Below are 19,922 nucleotides of genomic sequence, written 5' to 3'. Positions count from 1 at the left end.
GGGCGTCGTCGAGGCCACGCAGCAGCTCGGTTCGGCGGGCAAGTCGCTCGGCGCCTGACACGATCCCGCGACGCCCCGCTCACTTCGGTGGGCGGGGCGTCGTCGCGTCTCCGGCTCCCCCGTCGACGGTGCACGCAGCCCTGCCCATCGCCGGGGTGCGTCACGCTCCGGCGCCGAGCCGGGTGACCGCGGAGCGACCGGCCGTCAGAGAGCGGATGCCGCGGCCCGCGCGACGCCCGGCACCCCGTCGATCACGGTGGGGGCATCATCCGGCACCGACAGCACCGTGATCTCATCTCCGGCCGCGATCTCGCCCGGCGTGAGCACGCGCAGGTAGGGGCCGAGACGCCCCTCGCGGGTGAATCGCTTGACCCAGCCGCGCTCGTCGTCACCGCCGACCCACCGCGCGAATGTCTGGCAGGGCTTGCGCGGCGACGTCACCTGTACTTCGAGGGTCGCGCCGATGCGCCAGACCTCGCCGACACGCGCGGCGTTGACATCCAGCCCCTCGACCCGCAGGTTCTCCCCGAAGAAGCCGGGCGCGAGCTCTCGGCCGAGCTCGCCCTCCCAGAACCGCGCGTCTTCTTCGGCGTAGACGTAGACGGCCTGGTCGAGGCCGCCGTGATGCTTGCGATCCGCCTGCACATCGGCGTAGACGCCGTAGGGACCCACCTTCACGGGGCCCTCGACGGGCCGCTTGTCGATCGCCGTCACGCCCACCGTGCCCGCATCGGGACGCAGGTCGTGCACGACGCAGACGGCGATGACGCGAGGCATGGCGGTCTCCCTCAGGTGGCGGTCGGACTCGGCGCGATGACGCCGACGCTCTGGATGGCGGTGAGGAAGGCCGGGTCCGACAGCAGCGGCACGACGACCAGGAACGACGCGAGGATGTTGATCACGGCTCCCGCGACGAGCGGGATCCAGAAGGCGAGACGCCCCGAACGTGTCACGGCCCAGGAGAGCACGAACGTGGCGAGCCAACCGACCCCGAGCACGACGGCGGCGGCGATGCCCCAGGCGCGACCCGACGCGGGCACCGGAAGGTCCGATCGAAGACCCATGACCTGCGAGAGCGTACTGACGAAACCGGTGAAGTCGACGAACTGCGGAATGGCGCTCAGCACGGTGACCAGCCCGTAGCCGAGCAGCACGAAGGTCGCGACGCGGTCGATGAGTCGAGGCCGCCGCACCGCCGCGCCGCTGACCGGCGCCGGGGGCGGAAGGACGGGAGGCGCGGCCGGCGGCGGCGGCGCGATGCCGTCCGACAGGTGGTCGGTGACGGAGGGCTGACGGATGCGGGCGCGCTGTTCCTCGGGCGTCGCGTACTCGCCGAACTGCGGGCGCGGGCGCTCCTCGGGGGACTCCTGCGGGTCACTCACGGCCGGATCGCCCTCCCAGTGCCCGGGCGTCGCGGCGACCCGTGGCATCCTGACGCAGTTCCTTCGGCAGCGAGAACAGCAGGTCCTCCTCGGCCGTACGCACCTCTTCGACGTCGGAGTAGCCGGCGCCCGACAACTCGTCGAGCACCTCCTGCACGAGCACCTCGGGAACGGAAGCCCCGCTGGTCACCCCGACGGTCGCGACGCCGTCGAGCCACTCCTGCTGCACCTCCGACGCGTAGTCGACGCGGTACGCCGCCTTCGCGCCGTGCTCGAGGGCGACCTCGACCAGCCGCACGCTGTTCGACGAATTGGCCGATCCGACGACGATCACGAGGTCCGCGCCCTGCGCGACCTTCTTGATGGCGACCTGGCGGTTCTGGGTGGCGTAGCAGATGTCGTCCGACGGCGGATCCTGCAGCTCGGGGAAGCGCTCGCGCAGACGCCGCACGGTCTCCATCGTCTCGTCGACCGACAGCGTCGTCTGCGACAGCCACACGACCTTCGACGGGTCGCGCACCTCGACGGTGGCGGCGTCGGCGGGCGAGTTCACGATCGTCACGTGGTCGGGCGCCTCGCCGGCGGTCCCCTCGACCTCCTCGTGACCGGTGTGGCCGATCAGCAGGATCTCGAAGTCGTCGCGTGCGAACCGCACCGCCTCGCGGTGCACCTTGGTGACCAGCGGGCAGGTCGCGTCGATCGCGACGAGACCGCGATCGGATGCCGCGTTCACCACGGCGGGCGACACACCGTGCGCGCTGAAGACGACGTGCGCCCCCTCGGGCACCGCGTCGACCTCGTCGACGAAGATCGCCCCCTTGCTCTCGAGCTCGCGCACGACATGGATGTTGTGCACGATCTGCTTGCGCACGTAGACCGGGGCGCCGAACCGCTCGAGCGCCTTCTCAACGGCCACGACGGCGCGGTCGACACCCGCGCAGTAGCCGCGCGGGGCGGCGAGCAGCACCTTCTTGACGCCGTCGACCGGGTTATCCTGAAGGCGCCCGCGACGGCCCGGAACACGGGGCACAGGCAGGGAGACGGCGGCGGAGGTCACCCGTCGAGTCTAATGATCGACGCCTGGGAGGGCGCGGGAGGATCGCATGGCCAGGTTCGAGCCCGAGCTCGCCCCCGGCGAGACCCCTCCGCCGGCGTCCGTGCACCCGAGGGATGCCACGAAGGATGCCCCGACCTCCGTCGGGCGCTTCAACCAGACCATCCGCGACTTCGTGTCGGCCTGGGGGTCGGTCTGGATCGAGGGCGAGATCACCTCCTGGAACCTGCGGGCCGGCAACGTGTACGGACGTCTGACCGATCCCGACTCCGACGCCAGCATCGCGTTCCGCATCTGGGGAAGCGTCCGCAGCCGTCTCGCCGACGATCTGAAGGTCGGCGACCACGTCGTCGCGTCGGTGAAGGCGGACTACTTCGTCAAGTCGGGTGACTTCAGCGTCATCGTCTCGGCGATGCATCCGCTCGGTCTCGGTGACCAGTTCGAGCGGATCGAGCGCCTGCGCGCCGCCCTCTACGCCGAGGGATTGTTCGACGCGTCCCGCAAGCGGCCGCTGCCGTTCCTGCCCCAGCGCATCGGCCTCATCACCGGCGAGCGCTCCGACGCCGAGAAGGACGTGCTCCGCAACGCCGAGCTGCGCTGGCCGGGCGTGCGGTTCCGCGTCGAGCACGCAGCGGTGCAGGGCGAGCGCAGCGTCGGCGAGATCGTCGCCGCCCTGGAGCTGCTCGACGCCGACCCGGACGTCGACGTCATCGTCATCGCCCGCGGCGGCGGCGACCCGCTGCACCTTCTGGGATTCAGCGACGAACGCCTCGTGCGCGCGGTGGCCGCGGCATCCACCCCCGTCGTCAGTGCGATCGGGCACGAGAACGATCATCCGATCCTCGACGATGTCGCGGACCTGCGCGCCTCGACGCCGACGGATGCCGCCAAGCGCGTCGTGCCCGACGTCGGCGAGCAGCGCGCCATCGTGCAGCAGCTGCGCGCCCGCGCGACGCTGCGGCTGACCCAGCGCGTGCAGCACGACATCGCCCAGCTCGAGCAGCTGCGCTCGCGTCCCGTCCTCCGCACGCCCGACGCCCTGCTCGACCCGCGGGTGCACGAGCTCGTGCTGCTGACCGCGCGCGGTCGCGACACCGTCGACAGACGATGGGATGCCGCGGCTCGCCAGAGCGCGGAACTGCGCGCCGCGCTGCGCGCGCTCTCCCCCGGCGCGACACTCGCGCGCGGCTACGCGATCGCCTACCACCCCGACGGGCGCGTGCTGCGCGACGCCGCCGACGCCCCCACGGGGAGCGCCCTGGTCGTCACCGTCGGACGCGGCTCGCTCGCCGCGCGCAGCGAGGGCGAGCTCGCCGAGGGGCCGTCGGCGGCGACCGCCGGAGATTAGGATGGTGGGCATGACCGACTCGGACGCGCGCCCGTCTGACGTCGCCGAACTCTCGTTCGAGCAGGCGCGCGACGAACTGGTGCGGGTGGTCGCGGAGCTCGAACAGGGCGCCCCCACTCTCGAGCACTCCCTCGCATTGTGGGAACGCGGCGAGGCGCTCGCCGCCCGCTGCGAAGAGTGGCTGCGCGGGGCCAAGCGGCGCCTCGACGCGGCACGGTCCACCGCCGAAGGCGACGAGAGCTGATGACCGAGCGCATCGTCGCCGAGCTCGGCCGCCCCGAGACCCCGCAGGAGACCGCCGACCGCAAGGCCGAGTCGTCGCGGGCCTACCGGTCGAGCAAGACGTTCCGGAACCTCCTCGCCGCCCTGCTCGCCACGATGGCGATCGTCGTGGTCGTCGTGCTCGCCGTGCCCCGCGGACAGCTCGCCGCGACGCCCGCGCCCGACGTGGCCGCCCTCGCGCAGAGCCTCTCGGCCAGCATGAACCGTGCGGTCATCGCACCCGCCACCCCCACCGGCTGGGCGGTGAACCAGGCTCAGGTCGAGGGCGACAGCGTCAGCGCGTGGACGATCGTCTACGTGCCGGACTCCGCCGGCTACCTGCGTGCCGCCCAGGGGTTCGACGCCGACTCGGGATGGGTGGTGCGCACCCTGTCGGGCGCCGCCTCCGACGGAACGCTCGCGATCGACGGCATCGACTGGACGCGATACGACATCTCCGATCCGAGCAAGGCCGGGAACGTGTCGTACGCGCTCGCGACATCGGCGGGCAAGGACACGATCCTCCTCTACGGCACTGCGACCGCGGCGCAGACCGCCGAGCTCGCACAGAACCTCACCGCACAGATCCGCACACTCCGGGAAGCCGCGCAATGACCGACACCGCTCCGCTCACCATCTGGAACCAGATGCTCGAGGGCAACGCCCGCTTCGTGACGGGCGCGCCGCAGCATCCGCGTCAAGATGTCGAGCGCCGCCACGAGCTCGCCGCCGCGCAGCGCCCGCGGGCCGCCCTCTTCGGCTGCGCCGACTCGCGCCTCGCGGCGGAGATCATCTTCGACGAAGGGCTCGGCGACCTGTTCGTCGTGCGCAATGCCGGCCAGGTGATCTCCGACTCCGTCGTCGGCAGCCTCGAGTACGCGGTCGCCGCGCTCAACGTTCCCCTCATCGTCGTGCTCGCCCACGACGCCTGCGGCGCCGTGCAGGCCGCGATCGACTCCACCGGCGAGGACGCCCCGGAGCTGCCGACGCACATCTGGCACCAGATCGCGCCCATCGTGCCGGCCGTGCGCACAGTGATGCGCGCCGAGCACGTTCCGGCCGCGCACGCCGACCCCGAGCACGTCGGCCGAGAGCACCTGCGCAACACCGTGCACGCGCTGCTGCAGTCCTCCGAGCTCATCTCCACCGCCGTCGCCGCCGGCACTCTCGCGATCGTCGGCGCCAACTACCGTCTCGCCGAAGGAACCGCCGTGCCCGTCGTGGTCGTCGGCGGCGAGACGAACTGACCGCACACACCGCACTGGGAAGGGACAACGCTGTGACCGAGACCGAGTACCGCATCGAGCACGACACCATGGGGGAGGTGCGCGTACCCATCGCGGCGCTCTACGGCGCACAGACGCAGCGCGCCGTCGAGAACTTCCCGATCTCGGGAACCGGCCTCGAGTCCGCGCAGATCGCCGCCCTCGCCCGCATCAAGAAGGCGGCCGCGCTCGCGAACAAGGAGCTCGGCACCCTCGACGCGGGAATCGCCGACGCGATCGCCGCGGCGGCCGACGACGTCATCACCGGCGCCCACGACGACCAGTTCCCCGTCGACACCTACCAGACCGGCTCCGGCACCTCGTCGAACATGAACATGAACGAGGTGCTGGCCACCCTCGCGACGGCGCGACTCGGCTCCCCCGTGCACCCGAACGATCACGTCAACGCCTCGCAGTCGTCGAACGACGTGTTCCCCACCTCCGTGCACATCGCCGTCACGCAGGCGCTCATCGAGCACCTGCAGCCCTCCCTCGACCACCTCGCGGTGGCACTGGAGAAGAAGGCCGTGCTCTGGAAGGACGCCGTCAAGTCGGGCCGCACCCACCTGATGGATGCCACGCCCGTCACCCTCGGGCAGGAATTCGGCGGCTACGCACGCCAGGTGCGTCTCGGCATCGAGCGCATCGATGCCGTGCTCCCCCGCGTGAGCGAGGTGCCCCTCGGCGGCACGGCCGTCGGCACCGGCATCAATACCCCGCTCAGCTTCCCGCAGAAGGTCATCGCCCTGCTCGCCGCCGAGACCGGCCTGCCGATCACCGAGGCCGAAGACCACTTCGAGGCCCAGGGCGCGCGAGACGGCCTCGTCGAGGCATCCGGCGCCCTGCGCACCATCGCGGTGTCGCTCACCAAGATCAACAACGACCTGCGGTGGATGGGCTCCGGCCCGAACACGGGCCTCGGCGAGCTGCACATCCCCGACCTTCAGCCCGGCTCCTCGATCATGCCCGGCAAGGTCAACCCCGTCATCCCCGAGGCGACACTCATGGTCGCCGCGCGGGTCATCGGCAACGACGCGACGGTCGCGTGGGCCGGGGCATCCGGCGCGTTCGAGCTGAACGTCGCGATCCCGGTCATGGGCACGGCGCTGCTCGAGTCGATCCGTCTGCTCGCGAACGCGACCCGCGTTCTCGCCGACAAGACGGTGGACGGCCTCGAGGCGAACCTCGAGCGTGCCGCCGCGTTCGCCGGCATGTCGCCGTCGATCGTCACGCCCCTCAACAAGGTGATCGGCTACGAGGCCGCCGCCAAGATCGCGAAGCACTCGGTCAAGAAGGGCATCACGGTGCGCGAGGCGGTCATCGACCTCGGCTACGTCGAGCGCGGCGAGATCACCCTCGAGCAGCTCGACGAGAAGCTCGACCTGCTCTCGATGACGCACGCCGGCTGACCCCGCGGCATCCGACCCGCCTGTGGCCTCTTCCGAGGGGCCGCAGGCGGGTCGCGCCATAATCGGAGCGTGGAGCAGTCACGGCGAGTCACGTCCGCGCGCATGCGGATCCTCAGCGCTCTCGTGGCCGTCACGACGCTCGGACTGCTGCTGACCGGCGCCATCAGCTTCTTCCTGCAGTACGAGCGCACGCTCGCGAGCATCGACGCGAAGCTCACCGAGAAGGTGAAGAGCCTGCCGTCACCGGCCCCGCCGACGTCGGTGCCCGCGTACCTCGAGTCGGTCGTGACCGGCTTCCTGCCGGTGCCCAACGAGGCGGTCTTCGGCATCGTCGACGGACAGGCGGCTGTGTTTCCGGCCGCCGGCACGGAGTTCGGTGAGGGCGACGAGAAGGAGATCGTCTCCGCCGCCCTCGCCCAACCGGGTGCCGACGGGCACACCGTGCTGGGCACGGTCACGACCGCCGATGCCGGCACCGTGCGCTACATCGTGCAGCCGGTCTCGGTGCCGGGCGACGGGCGCACCGGCGCCTACGTGCGGATCGTCGGGCTCGACGCCGAGCTGCTGCCGTTCCGCGCCTCGGTGATCAGCTACGCGATCGCCGGAGTCGCAGTGCTCGCCGCCGTCGCGCTCATGAGCTGGTTCCTGACCGGACGACTGCTCGCACCGTTGCGTCGACTCCAGGAGACCGCGGAAGCCGTGACACTCGGCCACTTCGGCGACCGGGTCGAGACCGACGGCGATGACGAGATCGCCGACTTCACGCGCACGGTGAATTCTATGTTCGACCGTCTCGAGGCCTCCGTCGACACCCAGCGGCAACTGCTCGACGACGTCAGGCACGAACTGAAGACACCCCTGACGATCATGCGCGGCCATCTCGAGATGATGAATCCGCGCGACCCCGTCGATGTCGAGGGCGTCCGTCAGCTCGGCCTGTCCGAGCTCGACCGCATGACCCAGCTCGTCGATGACATCGACCTCCTCGCGTCCGCGGAGGACAGCGACCAGTTCCAGCGCCAGGACATCGACGTGTTCGATCTGACCCTTCGGGTCGGCGGGCTCGTCACGGCCATCCCCGATCATCTCTGGGTCGTCACCGACCGAGGCTCGGGCGTCGTCGTGGGCGACGACGCGCGTCTGCGCCAGGCATGGCTGCAGCTGGCCGACAATGCGGCGAAGTACGCACCCGCGGGCAGCACGATCGAGATCGGCAGCGCGGTCGTGGACGACGTCGCTCGGCTGTGGGTGCGCGATCACGGACCCGGCATCGCACCCGCGGACCGGCGGCGCGTGTTCCGACGGTTCGACAGGGCGCAGGCGGGGCGCGGCGTGAACGGTTCGGGCCTGGGCCTCGCGATCGTCGACGCGATCGCCCGGGCTCACGGCGGTTCCTGCGTCGTGACGGAGACGCCGGGCGGCGGCGCCACGCTCACGATCGAACTCCCCCTGCACCGCAGGGCCCCCGCGCTGCCGACTCCGGTGCGCGCCGAAGACGTGCTGCACCAGCGGAAGGCCTCCGAATGACCCGCATCCTCATCGTCGAAGACGAACCCCGTATCGCGACCTTCGTGCAGCGGGGATTGGAGACCGCCGGCTACGAGACGGAGATCGTGGACAACGGCTTCGACGGCGCGGAACGTGCGCTCTCCCCCGACATCGATCTCGTCCTCCTCGACGTCGGACTCCCCGGCATCGACGGCTTCGAGGTCCTGCGTCAGGTGCGCGGGCAGGGCTCCTCCGTGCCGATCATCATGCTGACCGCCCGCACGTCGACACGCGACACGGTGGATGGGCTGGATGCCGGCGCGAACGACTACGTCGCGAAGCCCTTCACGTTCGAGGAGCTGCTGGCCCGGGTGCGCTCCCGGTTGCGCGAGAACACCACGCCCACGACGCCCGTGACGATCGTGCGCGGGGAGGTCGCCCTCGACGTCATGACCCGACGGGCCGCCGTCGACGGACGGGAGTTCGATCTGTCAGCGCGGGAGTTCGCGCTCGCCGAGCAGTTCCTCCGGCACCCCGGCCAGGTGCTGAGCCGCGAGTATCTGCTGAGCAAGGTCTGGGGTCTCGACTTCGATCCCGGCTCGAACGTGGTCGATGTCTACGTTCGTTACCTCCGCAGCAAGCTCGGCGCCGATCGCATCACGACGGTGCGCGGAGCCGGATATCGGTGGGACTGACCCCTCATGAGAGAAGCCCCCGGTGTGGGGGCACCGGGGGCTGACGAGGAGACTCGGAACCCGAACCGTCCGATCCTCGGTCGCGACAACCGGGGGGTCCGTCGCGATCACTCAGTTATCCACCGGATCGACATGGGGGGGGTGGGGGGAGCCGATCCGATGCGGCAGGCGAACCTCGTCGCCGCTGCATCCATCCTGACGCGTCCAGGCGCCGAACGCCCCCCTTTCCAGATGAGAGTGTTCTCATCTTTCAGGGGGGCGCTCGAGATGCCTCAGGACAGTTCGCCGGCCTCGAGCAGATCGGTCACGAGGGCCGCGATCGCCGACCGCTCGCTGCGCTGGAGCGTGACGTGACCGAACAGCTCGTGCCCCTTGAGCGTCTCGATCACCGAGGCCACGCCGTCGTGCCGTCCGACGCGCAGATTGTCACGCTGGGCGACGTCGTGGGTGAGCACGACGCGGGAGTTCTGCCCCATGCGGCTGAGCACGGTCAGAAGCACGTTGCGCTCGAGCGACTGCGCCTCGTCGACGATCACGAACGCGTCGTGCAGCGAGCGACCGCGGATGTGGGTGAGCGGGAGGACCTCGAGGATGCCGCGCTCGGTGACCTCCTCGAGCACGTTGGAAGAGACCACCGAGCCCAGCGTGTCGAACACCGCCTGACTCCAGGGGTTCATCTTCTCGGCCTGGTCACCGGGAAGGTAGCCGAGCTCCTGGCCACCGACCGCGAACAGCGGCCGGAACACGATGATCTTGCGCTGCTGCTGCCGTTCGAGCACTGCCTCGAGACCCGCGCAGAGGGCGAGCGCCGACTTGCCGGTGCCGGCGCGCCCACCGAGGGACACGATGCCGACGCCGGGGTCGGTGAGCAGGTCGATCGCGATGCGCTGCTCGGCGGAGCGACCGTGGAGGCCGAAGACATCGCGATCGCCACGCACGAGGCGGAACGAGCCGTCACCCGAAACCCGGCCGAGTGCCGAGCCCCGCTCGGAGTGGATGATGAGACCGGTGTTGACGGGGAGGCCTGCGGCATCCTCGCTCACCGCGATCTCCGTCTCGTAGAGGTCGCTCATCTCATCGCCCGTGAGATTCACCGAGGCGATCCCCGTCCAGCCCGAGTCCACGGCCTGCTCGGCCAGGTACTCCTCGGCGATGATGCCGAGGGAGGACGCCTTCACGCGCATCGGGAGGTCTTTGGAGACCACGGTCACGTCGTGACCCTCGGACATGAGGTTCAGCGCGACAGCGAGGATGCGCGAATCGTTGTCTCCCAGGCGCAGGCCCGAGGGGAGCACCGTCGGATCAGTGTTGTTCAGCTCCACGCGGAGCGTTCCGCCCTCGCCGACCGGGACCGGGAAGTCGAGTCTGCCGTGCTCGACGCGCAACTCGTCGAGGTGGCGAAGAGCCTGCCGGGCGAAGTAGCCGAGTTCGGGATCGTGCCGCTTCCCTTCGAGTTCGGTGATCACCACGACGGGGATCACGACGGAGTGCTCCGCGAACCGGAAGAACGCGCGTGGATCGCTCAGCAGGACGGAGGTGTCCAAAACATAAGAGCGCAGGTCAGTGAACTGATCTGCGCTCTGGTGCTCGGTGACTCGCTGCTGCTGGCGTGGTGCTCGTGTGGTCACAACCGCTCCCGACCCGGGACGTGTCCCGGTGACTCGCGAGTCGACCGTTGGGCCACGAGTCGCGATCCAGGTGGCCGACTCGACCGGGCGCCTTGCCCGATGAGCACAACCTACGACCAACGGCTGCATCACCCGCATTCGACGCGGCGTGTCTCGCGTTACCGCTTCGTGAACAGCCCGCGTCCGTCGTGATACGCGCGAGAAGTACCTGATCAGCCGCCGAAACGGCGATCACGTGAGGCGAAGTCGCGGATGGCGCGCAGGAAGTCGACCTCGCGCAGGTCGGGGCCGAGCGCCTCCACGAAGTAGAACTCGCTGTGGGCGCTCTGCCAGAGCAGGAAGTCGCTGAGGCGCTGCTCCCCCGAGGTACGGATGACCAGGTCGGGATCGGGCTGCCCTCCGGTGTAGAGATGCTCGGCGATCTGCTCGGGCGTGAGGCTCGCGGCGAGCTCCTCGAGGGTTCCGCCACGCTCGTCGTGCTGGGTGATGATGCTGCGCACCGCGTCGACGATCTCGCCGCGTCCGCCGTACCCGATCGCGAGGTTGACGTGCATGCCCGTGTGCGCGGCGGTGCGGTAGGCGACATCTCTCAGCACGCGCTGCAGCTCGTCGGGAAGGAGGTCGAGTCGACCGACGGGCTGCACGCGCCAGTCCCGTTCATGGGACAGATCGTCGGCGAGCTGGCCGATGATCTCGATGAGGTCGGTGAGCTCTCCGCTGTCCCGTTTACGGAGGTTGTCGACAGAGAGCAGGTAGAGCGAGGCCACCGAGACGCCCACGTCGTCGCACCAGCGCAGGAACTCGCGCATCTTGGCCGCGCCGGCACGATGCCCGTGTGCGGCCGAGTCGTAACCGAGCTGTCTCGCCCACCGCCGGTTGCCGTCGATCATCATCGCGACGTGACGCGGCACCTGGGCAGGCGGGATCTGACGCAGCAGACTGTTGATGTAGAGGCGGTACAGCGGACCGCGGCCCTCCTGCGTTCGGCTCGACATCACCGTCCTACGCTATCGCTCTGCTGCGTATTCACCCCATGTACGACGGCTGGCATGGGCACGCCCGTAGTCTCGTTCCGATGAGCCGTTCTTCGCGAGACGTCCCTCAGCTCCCGCTCCTCGAGGCAGGAGCGGTTGCCGCGCACACGGATCTCAAGCCCACCTGGCGCGGCTGGATCCACGCCGGCACGTTCCCCGTGGCCCTCGCCGCCGGCATCGTGCTCATCTGCCTCGCAGACGGCACCGTCGCGAAGTGGGCGGCGGCGATCTTCATGACCACTTCGCTGCTGCTGTTCGGCAACTCCGCCGTGTACCACCGCTTCAACTGGGGACCGCGCGTCAAGGCGACGCTCAAGCGCATCGACCACGCGAACATCCTGCTGCTGATCGCGGGCACGTACACGCCGCTCGGTCTCCTCGCCCTCCCTCCCCAGAAGTCGACGCTCCTGCTGTCCCTGGTGTGGGGTGGGGCGCTCCTCGGCATCCTCTTCCGCGTGCTCTGGATCAACGCGCCGCGCTGGCTCTACGTCGCGCTCTACATAGTGCTCGGCTGGGCGGCGGTCATGTACATCGGCGATCTGGTCGCGGCGAACGTCGCGATGATGGTGCTGGTCGTCGTCGGCGGGCTGCTCTATACGGCCGGCGCCGTCGTCTACGCGCTGAAGCGGCCGAACCCGTGGCCCGGGGCGTTCGGCTTCCACGAGATCTTCCACGTGTGCACCGTGCTCGCGTTCCTGTGCCACTGGACGGCGAGCCTGCTCATCTGCCTCCGTCCGGCCTTCAACGCCTGAGCGGGCGGCCGTCGTCAGGCGCGGGGCGACCCGTCGTCGTCGCCGGATGCCGCGGCATCCTCTGCGGCGTCGAGTTCTTCGTTGATCTGCGCGCGGTAGTTTCCGCGGCGGATGCGGCGCAGCATGTCCCATACGAGGAAGAAGACGGCGACGGCGAGAACGCCGCCGACGATGAATCCGGCCGGTCCCGGTGTGACGAGGATCGGGTCGACGTCGCTCGGCGAGGGGGTCGGGGTGGGGGTATCGGTCGCCGCCAGCCACCAGATCACCGGGTGCATCTGTCCTCAGTTCCGCGCGCGAGCGCATAGCCTTGAAGCACCAGCCTAATCAACGAAAGCCGTGACCCTCATGACGACGCAGGAGCTGCTCGATGAGCGCTACGGGCGCACTCGCTCGCGCCGTTCGCGGCGCTGGTGGACGCTCGGCGCGGGAGCGGCGATCGCTGCGGGTGTGGGAGTGATCGCGTGGTACGCGTTCGCCTCCGCGGCCGACGCCGTGGACACGACGACGACCGCATTCCACCTGGTCGACGACCACACGGTGACCGTGACCTTCCAGATCACCGGTCCCGCCGACAAGGCGATCGCCTGCGTGCTCGAGGCCGATGACGCCGACCACGGCGTGGTCGGCTGGAAGGTCGTGCAGTACCCCGCCTCGGGCACCCACGCGCAGGCGTTCACCGAGCAGATCCCCGTGACGGGCATCGCGACCACGGGTTTTGTCAACACCTGCTGGGTGCCGTAGCCTGTCGGGATCGAATGACGACGCCCTGGCGGGAGCCGGGGCGTCGTGCCGTATGACGAAGGAGACACCGTGTCCACGGAAAACCAGGTGACCTTCCTGACCCAGGAGGCGTACGACCGCCTCGTCGCCGAACTCGAGCACCTGTCCACGACGGGCCGCGAGGAGATCGCCAAGCGCATCGAGGCCGCCCGCGAAGAGGGCGACCTGAAGGAGAACGGCGGCTACCACGCCGCCAAGGACGAGCAGGGCAAGCAGGAGGCGCGCATCCGCACGCTGCAGGCGCTGTTGAAGAGCGCGAAGGTGGGCGACGCGCCCGAGAGCCACGGCGTCGTGGAGCCCGGCACGGTCATCACCGCGCTGGTCGCGGGCGGCGAAGAGGTCTTCCTCCTCGGCAACCGGGAGATCGCCGGAGGCACCGACCTCGACGTCTACAGCGAGGTCTCCCCGCTGGGTTCGTCGATCCTCGGCCTCAAGGAGGGCGAGAAGACCTCCTACACCGCGCCGAACGGCCGCGAGATCGCCGTCGAGATCATCAAGGTCGACACGTTCACGGGCTGAACGCACCGACGTGAGACTGGCCGGTCCCCCTCGGGGGCCGGCCAGTCGTCGTCTCAGTCGGCGACGATCGTGGGCTGGAAGCCGGCCTCTTCGAGCGTGCGCAGCACGAGCGCACGGTGCTCGTCACCGCGCGTCTCGACGCTGAGCTGCAGCACGACCTCGCTGATGAGCAGCCCCTGCCCGTGGCGGGTGTGGAGCACCTCGATGACGTTGGCGCCCGCGAGGGCGAGCAGTTCGGAGACGCGGGCGAGCTGGCCGGGACGATCGGGCAGCGGGATGCGCAGGCTCGTGTAGCGATTGGATGCCGCGAGCCCATGCGCGACGACGCGCTGCAGCAGCAGCGGGTCGATGTTGCCGCCCGAGAGGATGGCGACGGTCGGTCCGTCTGCGGGCACCTTTCCGGTGAGGATGGCGGCGACGCCGACCGCGCCGGCGGGCTCGACGACCTGCTTCGCGCGCTCGAGGAGCACGAGGATGGCCCGGGCGATGTCGTCGTCGCTGACGGTGACGACCTCGTCGACGTAGCGCTGCACGAGCGCGAAGGGGATGTCACCGGGGCGCTTGACCGCGATGCCATCGGCGATCGTCGGCGTCGTGTCGACCTCGAGCGGTTCGCCCGCCGCGATCGACGAGGGGTAGGCGGCCGAGTTCTCGGCCTGCACGCCGATGATCCGCACCTCGCGACCTTCGGCGGCCGCACGCAGCTTGATGGCGGCGGCGACACCCGAGATGAGGCCTCCCCCGCCGATGCCGAGCACGACCGTCCGGACGTCGGGCACCGCGTCGAATACTTCGAGGCCGAGTGTGCCCTGCCCGAGGATCACATCGAGGTGGTCGAAGGGGTGGATGAACACGGCCCCGGTGCGCTCGGCGAACTCGGCGGCGAGGCGCAGCGGCGTCTCGACGGTCGGCCCGTCGAGCACGACGTCGGCGCCGTAGCCGCGGGTGGCGAGGAGCTTGGGCACGGGGACGCCCAGAGGCATGAAGATCGTCGCCGGGATGCCGAGGCGCTGGGCGGCGAGCGCCACGCCCTGCGCGTGGTTTCCGGCCGATGCAGCGACGACGCCGCGGGCCCGCTCCTCCTCGCTCAACCGGGAGAGCCGGTAGGCGGCGCCGCGGATCTTGAACGAGCCGGTGCGCTGCAGGTTCTCCAGCTTCAGGTGCACCGGGGCGCCGAGCACCTCGGAGAGGAAGTGCGAGCTGTCCACGGGGGTGGTGGCGATCAGCGGAGCCAGGGTGGCTGCGGCATCCTCGAACTCGGCAAGTGTCGGCTCGCTCACGCGGGAGTCCTCCTCGGGCACGGCCCGTCGACCTGACGCCGCGGCTGCGAGCGCCCATCGACTCAGTCTAGGGTCGGGTGCATTCCGCTTCGGGCGTGCGTCGGGGCGCCGTCCTAGTCAGAACTTTCCGCCCATCTCGTGCAGGCGCTCGACCCGATCGGGGATGGGCGGATGCGTCGCGAACAGGCGCGACATCCCTCCGCCGCGCAGCGGATTCGCGATCCACAGATGCGCCATGGAGGTGTTCGGCTTCTGCAGCACGGTGCTCGCGCCCTCGAGCTTCTCAAGCGCCGATGCGAGACCCTCGGGGTCACGGGTCGTGAGGGCGCTGGTCGCGTCGGCGAGGTATTCGCGCTGACGGGAGATCGCGGCCTGCACGCCCGCCGCGAGCAGCGGCGCGACGATCGCGGCGACGAGCCCGAACACGAGGAACAGCGCCTGGGCCTGCGCGTTGTTGCTGTTGTTGCGGCGCATGCTTCCGAAGAACGCCATGCGCATGAGCATGTCGGCGATGAGGCCGACGGCGACGACGAGACCGAAGACGAGCAGCGACACCCGGATGTCGTAGTTGCGGATGTGGCCGAGCTCGTGCGCGAGCACGCCTTCGAGCTCACGGTCGGTCATCAGCTCGAAGAGCCCGGTGGTCACGGTGATCGCGGCCTTGTCGGGCGAGCGGCCCGTGGCGAAGGCGTTCGGCGCCGGGTCGTCGACGACGTAGAGCGTCGGCATCGGCGTGCCTGTCGTGATGCACAGGTTCTCGACGAGCCGGTAGTACCGCGGCGCCTGCTCGCGCGTGACCTCGAACGCACCCGAGAGCGCGAGTGCCTCACGGCTGGCGGCGAAGTACTGGATGCCGGCGTACCCGGCCGCGAAGACGAGCAGGAAGGCCGTCACCCACCAGTTGCCCGACATCAGCCAGCCGGCGACCAGACCGATCAGCCCGATGAAGACGACGAAGCCCACGAGGATGAACCAGGTGTTGCGCTTGTTCGCGGCGATCGCCGAATACACGCGTGCCTCGCGCCGGGATCAGAACTGGATGCGGGGCGGCTCGGCGATCGACGCGCCGTCGACCACCTCGAAGAACTCGCGCGGCGTGAAGCCGAGGTTGCGGGCGAACAGGTTGTTCGGGAACACCTTGATTTTGGTGTTCAGTTCTCGCACGCCGCCGTTGTAGAACCGGCGGGACGCCTGGATCTTGTCCTCGGTGTCGACGAGCTGCTGCTGAAGCTGCAGGAAGTTCTGGCTCGCCTGCAGCTGCGGGTAGGCCTCGGCGACCGCGAAGATCGACTTCAGCGCCTGCTGCATGTGCCCCTCGGCCACGCCGGCCTCACTGGGCGAGGAGGCGCTGATCGTCTCGGCCCGCGCCTGCGTGACGTTCTCGAACACCGCCTTCTCATGGGCCGCATAGCCCTTGACGGTCTCGATCAGGTTCGGGAGCAGGTCGGCGCGTCTCTTCAGCTGCACCGTGATGTCGCTCCACGCCTCATCGACGCGCACTCCGAGCTGCACCAGCCCGTTGTAGGTCGCCCACAGGTAGATCCCCACGATCACCAGCAGGGCGACGATGATCAGAACCGGGATGAGCCATTCCATCTCGATCGACTCCGTTCGCGTAGTGCCCTCATACTAGTGGCGCCCTCGGGCGTGATGATGCGCTCGCGGCAGACTCTGGGTCTACTCCCCGAGGACGCGTCGGAGGTAGCGGTTGCGGAAGACCCGATCGGGATCGAGCCGGTCGCGCAGGGCCGTGAAGTCGTCGAACCGAGGGTAGGCGGGGCGCAGGTCATCGGCGGTGCGCGTATGCATCTTGCCCCAGTGGGGACGCCCGTCGAAGGTGCGCAGCAGCTCCTCGATCGGTTCGAAGTAGGTGGCCGGGTTCTCCCGCCAGTAGCGGTGCACGGCGATGTAGCCGGTGGCGCGGCCCGAAGCCGTCGAGAGCCATAGGTCGTCGGATGCCGCGATCCGCACCTCGATCGGGAACGACACCCGGTACCGGCGCTCGTCGATGAGCGCGCGCACGGCGTCGAATGCCTCGGCAAGGCGCTCGGCGGGCACGGCGTACTCCATCTCGCGGAACCGCACGCCCCGGTGCTGCGTGAACACGGCGGTGGAGGCATCCGTGTACTCGCGTCGCCCCGTGACCTTCGCTGCGAGGCGCGACAGCGGCGGGGTGATCGCCGGCACGGCGCGGCCGAGAGCGCACACGGCGGTGAAGACGCCGTTGGAGAGCAGCTCCTCGTCGAGGAACTTCGCGACGCGGGGCAGCGGATGGCGCACGGCGCTCTCCGGCAGGCGGGTGTTGGTCTTCAGGAGTCCCACGTCGGTGTGCGGGAACCAGTAGAACTCGACATGATCGGATGCCGCGGCCCGGTCGGCGAACGTCGCCACGACGTCGTCGATCGGCTCGGGGTGCTCGACGGCGTGCAGCACGAACGCGGGCACGAGTCGCAGGGTGACCTCGACGAGGATGCCGAGCGCGCCGAGTCCGAGTGCGACCGCCGGAAGCAGATCGGCGTTCTCGGTGTCGTCGACGGTGAGGAACTCACCCTCGCCGGTGACCAGCGTGACCCCCGCGACCTGGGTCGCGATGCCGCCGAACGCGGCGCCGGTGCCGTGGGTGCCGGTGGAGATCGCCCCGGAGATCGACTGCCGGTCGATGTCGCCGAGGTTCGCCATGGCGAGGCCGTAGGGCGCGAGCAGCTTCGGGATGCGGTGCAGGCGGGTGCCGGCGCGGAAGGTCGCGAGCCGCCGCTCGCGGTCGACCCGCACGAGCCCGGTGAGGTCGCTGAGGTCGAGCAGCACGCCGGGCGCGACGGCGATGCCGCTGAAGCTGTGCCCGGCACCGACGGCCTTCACCGGCAGGCCGCGTGTGCGGGCGGCGAGCACCGAGCGGCGTACGGCGTCGGGCGTCGCGGGGTACTCGACCCGCGCCGGGCGCACGCTCTCGGTGCGCCCCCAGTTCGTCCAGGTGCCGCCGGGTCGTGTCACAGGAACGCCTTTCCCTCACCGCGGTAGGTCGCGGCCTCCCCCACGACGGCTCCCGCCGCCACGATCGCGAATCGTTCGACGCGCTCCGACAGCTCACCGCTCTTCGCGTGCCGGAACCACACCCGGTCGCCCACCCGCAGCGTGCGCGCCGCCGGCCCCTGCACCGGGGTCTGCACCTCGCCGGTGCCCTCGCGACCGAGGGTGCGCAGTCCTTCCGGCCACACCGGCGCGGGCTGCCGCGACGCGACCGGCGGGCCCGAGGCGACCCAGCCGCCGCCGAGCAGCGTCGCGATGTCGTCGGTCGGCCGACGGACCACGTCGAGGGCGAAGGATGCCGCCGGCGCCGGGTCGAACGCGCGGTAGCGCGAGAACAGATGCCCCGCGAACAGGCCGCTGCCGGCGGTGAGCTCGGTGACCGCGGCATCCGATGACGTGTACTCCAGCGACCCGGTGCCGCCGCCGTTGACGAACTCGAGCGGCGCGATGCGCGTGACCGCCGCCACGATGGCCTGCCGCCGTTCGCGCAGCTCGTCTCCCGAGGAGCGCTGCATCCAGCGGATCACGGGGTCCGACGGGCCCTCGGCGTCGGGCTGGCCGGCGATCTGCGCCTCGTACATCATGAGTCCGGTCAGGCGGAAGCCGGGTCGCGCCGCGATGTGCCGGGCGAACCGGGCGACGTCGTCGGCGTCGTGCAGCGGCGAGCGCCGCACCCCGATGTGCCCGAGTGCGCGGCTGCGCCACGAGGCATCCGCGTCGATCGCCACCCGCACCTCGGGTCGCGTCGCGGGAGATGCGACCGCGTCGACCAGGTCGAGCTGGGCCGGGCCGTCGACCATGAGCGTCACGCGCGCGGATGCCGCCTCCGAGGCGACGAGCGCGGCGAGCGCCGCCCGATCGGCGGTCGGGTATCCGACGACGACGTCGTCGTGGGTGTCGGCGAGCCACAGCGCCTCGGCGAGAGTGAACGCGAGGATGCCGCGATAGCCCGGTAGGGCGAGGAGCGCATCGAGCGCCTCGCGCACACGCAGGGACTTGCTGGCGACGCGGATCGGCATACCGCCGGCGCGCGCGATCATGTCGAGCGCGTTGTAGCGCAGCGCTTCGAGACCGAGCACGGCGACGGGGGCGGAGCGGTCGGCGGTGGCGGCGGTGAGCGAGGGCCAATAGGCCGCGGGCTCACGCCACGGCTCCCCGGCGGGCGCCGCGAGCAGATCGATCGTCATCGTGCCGTGCTCCTCGTCGCCGGTGGCCGCATGCGCTCAGCCTAGGCCGCGGCGACCCGCACCGTGACGTGCGTGCTGTGCGGGTGCGTCGTGCCTACGCTGTGCACGTGAGCACTGATGAGGGCGCGCCGCAGCGCATCGAGAGCCGGCACGGAGTGAGCGACGCCGACGACGCCGTTCCGGGCGACGGCCGGTTCGAGACGGCCACCGAGAAGTCCGATCGCAACTGGACCGACATCCTGCAGGAGCTGCGCGCCACGCAGACCGGCACGCAGATCCTCACCGGCTTCCTGCTCGCGGTCGCGTTCCAGCCGATGTTCCAGACGCTCGACGCGTTCGCCCGCACGTTCTACCTGTGCCTGGTGACCCTCGCGGGCGTCGCCACGCTGCTGGGTCTCACGCCGATCATCATGCACCGCCGCCTCTTCCGCCATCACGAGAAGGCGCGGCTCGTCGTGATCGGCAACGTCTTCCTGCTCGCCACCCTCGCGGTCGTCTCGCTGCTCGTCGCGGGGGTCGCCGCGTTCCTGTTCGGCGTGACGGCGGGGCTGCCCGCCGGCGCCGTCGCCCTCGGGGTGACCCTCGTGGCGGTGGCCGTCATCTGGTTCGCCGTGCCGCGACTCGGGCGCACCCCGAGCTGAGCGGCGGGGCGCGGCATCCGTCGACTGCCGATCGGCAGTCAGCGACGACCCGGCGCCCCCGAAGCCGGAGCACGGTGGGGTGTGCCCCCGCTGGGACTCGAACCCAGACTGAAGCGATTTTAAGTCGCCTGCCTCTGCCATTGGGCTACGGGGGCCCGCCCCCACCCTA

22 protein-coding genes and 1 tRNA gene are annotated in these 19,922 nt (G+C 70.2%); 11 read left to right on the top strand and 12 right to left on the bottom strand.

Features of this window, described 5'->3' with window-relative positions:
• Positions 1-204 precede the first annotated feature (204 nt).
• From ABT08_RS05930 to ABT08_RS05920, 3 genes are read right to left on the bottom strand one after another with little or no spacing between them, the layout of a single operon-like run.
• On the bottom strand, positions 205-777 hold the full coding sequence (locus ABT08_RS05930) for an MOSC domain-containing protein (RefSeq protein ID WP_156454749.1): 573 nt from the start codon (positions 775-777) through the stop codon (positions 205-207).
• Positions 778-788: 11 nt separating this feature from the next.
• Positions 789-1,382 carry a DUF6264 family protein gene (locus ABT08_RS05925; protein WP_137877810.1) on the bottom strand — a complete coding sequence of 198 codons (594 nt, stop codon included), beginning with the start codon at positions 1,380-1,382 and terminating at the stop codon, positions 789-791.
• Entirely contained in the window at positions 1,375-2,412 is a 1,038-nt protein-coding gene (locus tag ABT08_RS05920; protein ID WP_045248742.1) for a 4-hydroxy-3-methylbut-2-enyl diphosphate reductase, read from the bottom strand. The genes ABT08_RS05925 and ABT08_RS05920 overlap by 8 nt, the downstream gene beginning before the upstream one ends.
• A gap of 73 nt (positions 2,413-2,485) precedes the next feature.
• On the opposite strand from ABT08_RS05920, the gene xseA reads away from it, so the two are divergent.
• From xseA to ABT08_RS05885, 7 genes are all read left to right on the top strand, one after another.
• Complete coding sequence (gene xseA, locus ABT08_RS05915; protein ID WP_288114237.1) at positions 2,486-3,784, top strand: exodeoxyribonuclease VII large subunit; 1,299 nt, start codon at positions 2,486-2,488, stop codon at positions 3,782-3,784.
• 10 nt (positions 3,785-3,794) lie between these two features.
• The gene (locus ABT08_RS05910) at positions 3,795-4,028 is read left to right on the top strand and encodes an exodeoxyribonuclease VII small subunit (protein ID WP_045248689.1); all 234 of its coding nucleotides are present in this window, start codon (positions 3,795-3,797) and stop codon (positions 4,026-4,028) included.
• Positions 4,028-4,660: a DUF4245 family protein gene (locus ABT08_RS05905; RefSeq protein ID WP_056210084.1), complete on the top strand. Its 633-nt coding sequence runs from the start codon at positions 4,028-4,030 to the stop codon at positions 4,658-4,660. The genes ABT08_RS05910 and ABT08_RS05905 overlap by 1 nt, the downstream gene beginning before the upstream one ends.
• Positions 4,657-5,292 carry a carbonic anhydrase gene (locus ABT08_RS05900; RefSeq protein WP_045248687.1) on the top strand — a complete coding sequence of 212 codons (636 nt, stop codon included), beginning with the start codon at positions 4,657-4,659 and terminating at the stop codon, positions 5,290-5,292. The genes ABT08_RS05905 and ABT08_RS05900 overlap by 4 nt, the downstream gene beginning before the upstream one ends.
• A gap of 32 nt (positions 5,293-5,324) precedes the next feature.
• The gene (locus tag ABT08_RS05895) at positions 5,325-6,719 is read left to right on the top strand and encodes a class II fumarate hydratase (protein WP_288114234.1); all 1,395 of its coding nucleotides are present in this window, start codon (positions 5,325-5,327) and stop codon (positions 6,717-6,719) included.
• 102 nt (positions 6,720-6,821) lie between these two features.
• Positions 6,822-8,246 (top strand): sensor histidine kinase, encoded by a 1,425-nt coding sequence (locus ABT08_RS05890; RefSeq protein WP_288114232.1) that lies wholly within the window; start codon positions 6,822-6,824, stop codon positions 8,244-8,246.
• Complete coding sequence (locus ABT08_RS05885) at positions 8,243-8,902, top strand: response regulator transcription factor (RefSeq protein WP_045248685.1); 660 nt, start codon at positions 8,243-8,245, stop codon at positions 8,900-8,902. The genes ABT08_RS05890 and ABT08_RS05885 overlap by 4 nt, the downstream gene beginning before the upstream one ends.
• A gap of 272 nt (positions 8,903-9,174) precedes the next feature.
• Here ABT08_RS05885 and phoH2 read toward each other — a convergent pair whose 3' ends face one another.
• Complete coding sequence (phoH2, locus tag ABT08_RS05880) at positions 9,175-10,530, bottom strand: RNA 5'-3' helicase PhoH2 (protein WP_056519110.1); 1,356 nt, start codon at positions 10,528-10,530, stop codon at positions 9,175-9,177.
• 212 nt (positions 10,531-10,742) lie between these two features.
• Positions 10,743-11,525: an isoprenyl transferase gene (locus ABT08_RS05875; RefSeq protein ID WP_056210090.1), complete on the bottom strand. Its 783-nt coding sequence runs from the start codon at positions 11,523-11,525 to the stop codon at positions 10,743-10,745.
• Between the two features lie 80 nt (positions 11,526-11,605).
• On the opposite strand from ABT08_RS05875, the gene trhA reads away from it, so the two are divergent.
• On the top strand, positions 11,606-12,316 hold the full coding sequence (trhA, locus tag ABT08_RS05870) for a PAQR family membrane homeostasis protein TrhA (protein WP_045248682.1): 711 nt from the start codon (positions 11,606-11,608) through the stop codon (positions 12,314-12,316).
• Between the two features lie 14 nt (positions 12,317-12,330).
• On the opposite strand, the gene ABT08_RS05865 is transcribed toward trhA, so the two are convergent.
• Positions 12,331-12,594 (bottom strand): FeoB-associated Cys-rich membrane protein, encoded by a 264-nt coding sequence (locus ABT08_RS05865; RefSeq protein WP_045248681.1) that lies wholly within the window; start codon positions 12,592-12,594, stop codon positions 12,331-12,333.
• A gap of 70 nt (positions 12,595-12,664) precedes the next feature.
• Here ABT08_RS05865 and ABT08_RS05860 point away from each other — a divergent pair, with 70 nt between their 5' ends.
• Positions 12,665-13,060, top strand: coding sequence for a DUF4307 domain-containing protein (locus ABT08_RS05860; protein ID WP_045248740.1), 396 nt, complete (start codon positions 12,665-12,667; stop codon positions 13,058-13,060).
• 69 nt (positions 13,061-13,129) lie between these two features.
• A complete protein-coding gene (gene greA, locus ABT08_RS05855) occupies positions 13,130-13,618 on the top strand; it encodes a transcription elongation factor GreA (protein ID WP_045248680.1) in 489 nt (162 codons plus the stop codon).
• A 53-nt stretch (positions 13,619-13,671) separates the two neighbouring features.
• On the opposite strand, the gene ilvA is transcribed toward greA, so the two are convergent.
• From ilvA to ABT08_RS05830, 5 genes are all read right to left on the bottom strand, one after another.
• Positions 13,672-14,898, bottom strand: coding sequence for a threonine ammonia-lyase (gene ilvA / locus ABT08_RS05850; protein WP_045248679.1), 1,227 nt, complete (start codon positions 14,896-14,898; stop codon positions 13,672-13,674).
• Positions 14,899-15,015: 117 nt separating this feature from the next.
• Positions 15,016-15,909 (bottom strand): M48 family metalloprotease, encoded by an 894-nt coding sequence (locus ABT08_RS05845; protein WP_056519113.1) that lies wholly within the window; start codon positions 15,907-15,909, stop codon positions 15,016-15,018.
• Between the two features lie 18 nt (positions 15,910-15,927).
• Positions 15,928-16,494 (bottom strand): LemA family protein, encoded by a 567-nt coding sequence (locus tag ABT08_RS05840; RefSeq protein WP_056210096.1) that lies wholly within the window; start codon positions 16,492-16,494, stop codon positions 15,928-15,930.
• An 81-nt stretch (positions 16,495-16,575) separates the two neighbouring features.
• A complete protein-coding gene (locus tag ABT08_RS05835) occupies positions 16,576-17,889 on the bottom strand; it encodes a D-arabinono-1,4-lactone oxidase (protein ID WP_045248676.1) in 1,314 nt (437 codons plus the stop codon).
• Positions 17,886-19,112, bottom strand: coding sequence for an alanine racemase (locus ABT08_RS05830; RefSeq protein ID WP_288114227.1), 1,227 nt, complete (start codon positions 19,110-19,112; stop codon positions 17,886-17,888). The genes ABT08_RS05835 and ABT08_RS05830 overlap by 4 nt, the downstream gene beginning before the upstream one ends.
• 107 nt (positions 19,113-19,219) lie before the next feature.
• On the opposite strand from ABT08_RS05830, the gene ABT08_RS05825 reads away from it, so the two are divergent.
• Entirely contained in the window at positions 19,220-19,753 is a 534-nt protein-coding gene (locus ABT08_RS05825; protein ID WP_235557414.1) for a DUF6328 family protein, read from the top strand.
• Between the two features lie 82 nt (positions 19,754-19,835).
• On the opposite strand, the gene ABT08_RS05820 is transcribed toward ABT08_RS05825, so the two are convergent.
• Positions 19,836-19,908: transfer RNA gene (locus tag ABT08_RS05820), tRNA-Leu, on the bottom strand.
• Positions 19,909-19,922 lie beyond the last annotated feature (14 nt).

Origin of the sequence: Microbacterium sp. SCN 71-21 (genome assembly GCF_001725695.1) — a bacterium.
GTDB classification, from domain to species: Bacteria; Actinomycetota; Actinomycetes; order Actinomycetales; family Microbacteriaceae; genus Microbacterium; species Microbacterium ginsengisoli.
The sequence above is the reverse complement of the archived record's forward strand: the minus strand, read 5'-3'. Positions and strand labels throughout refer to the sequence as shown.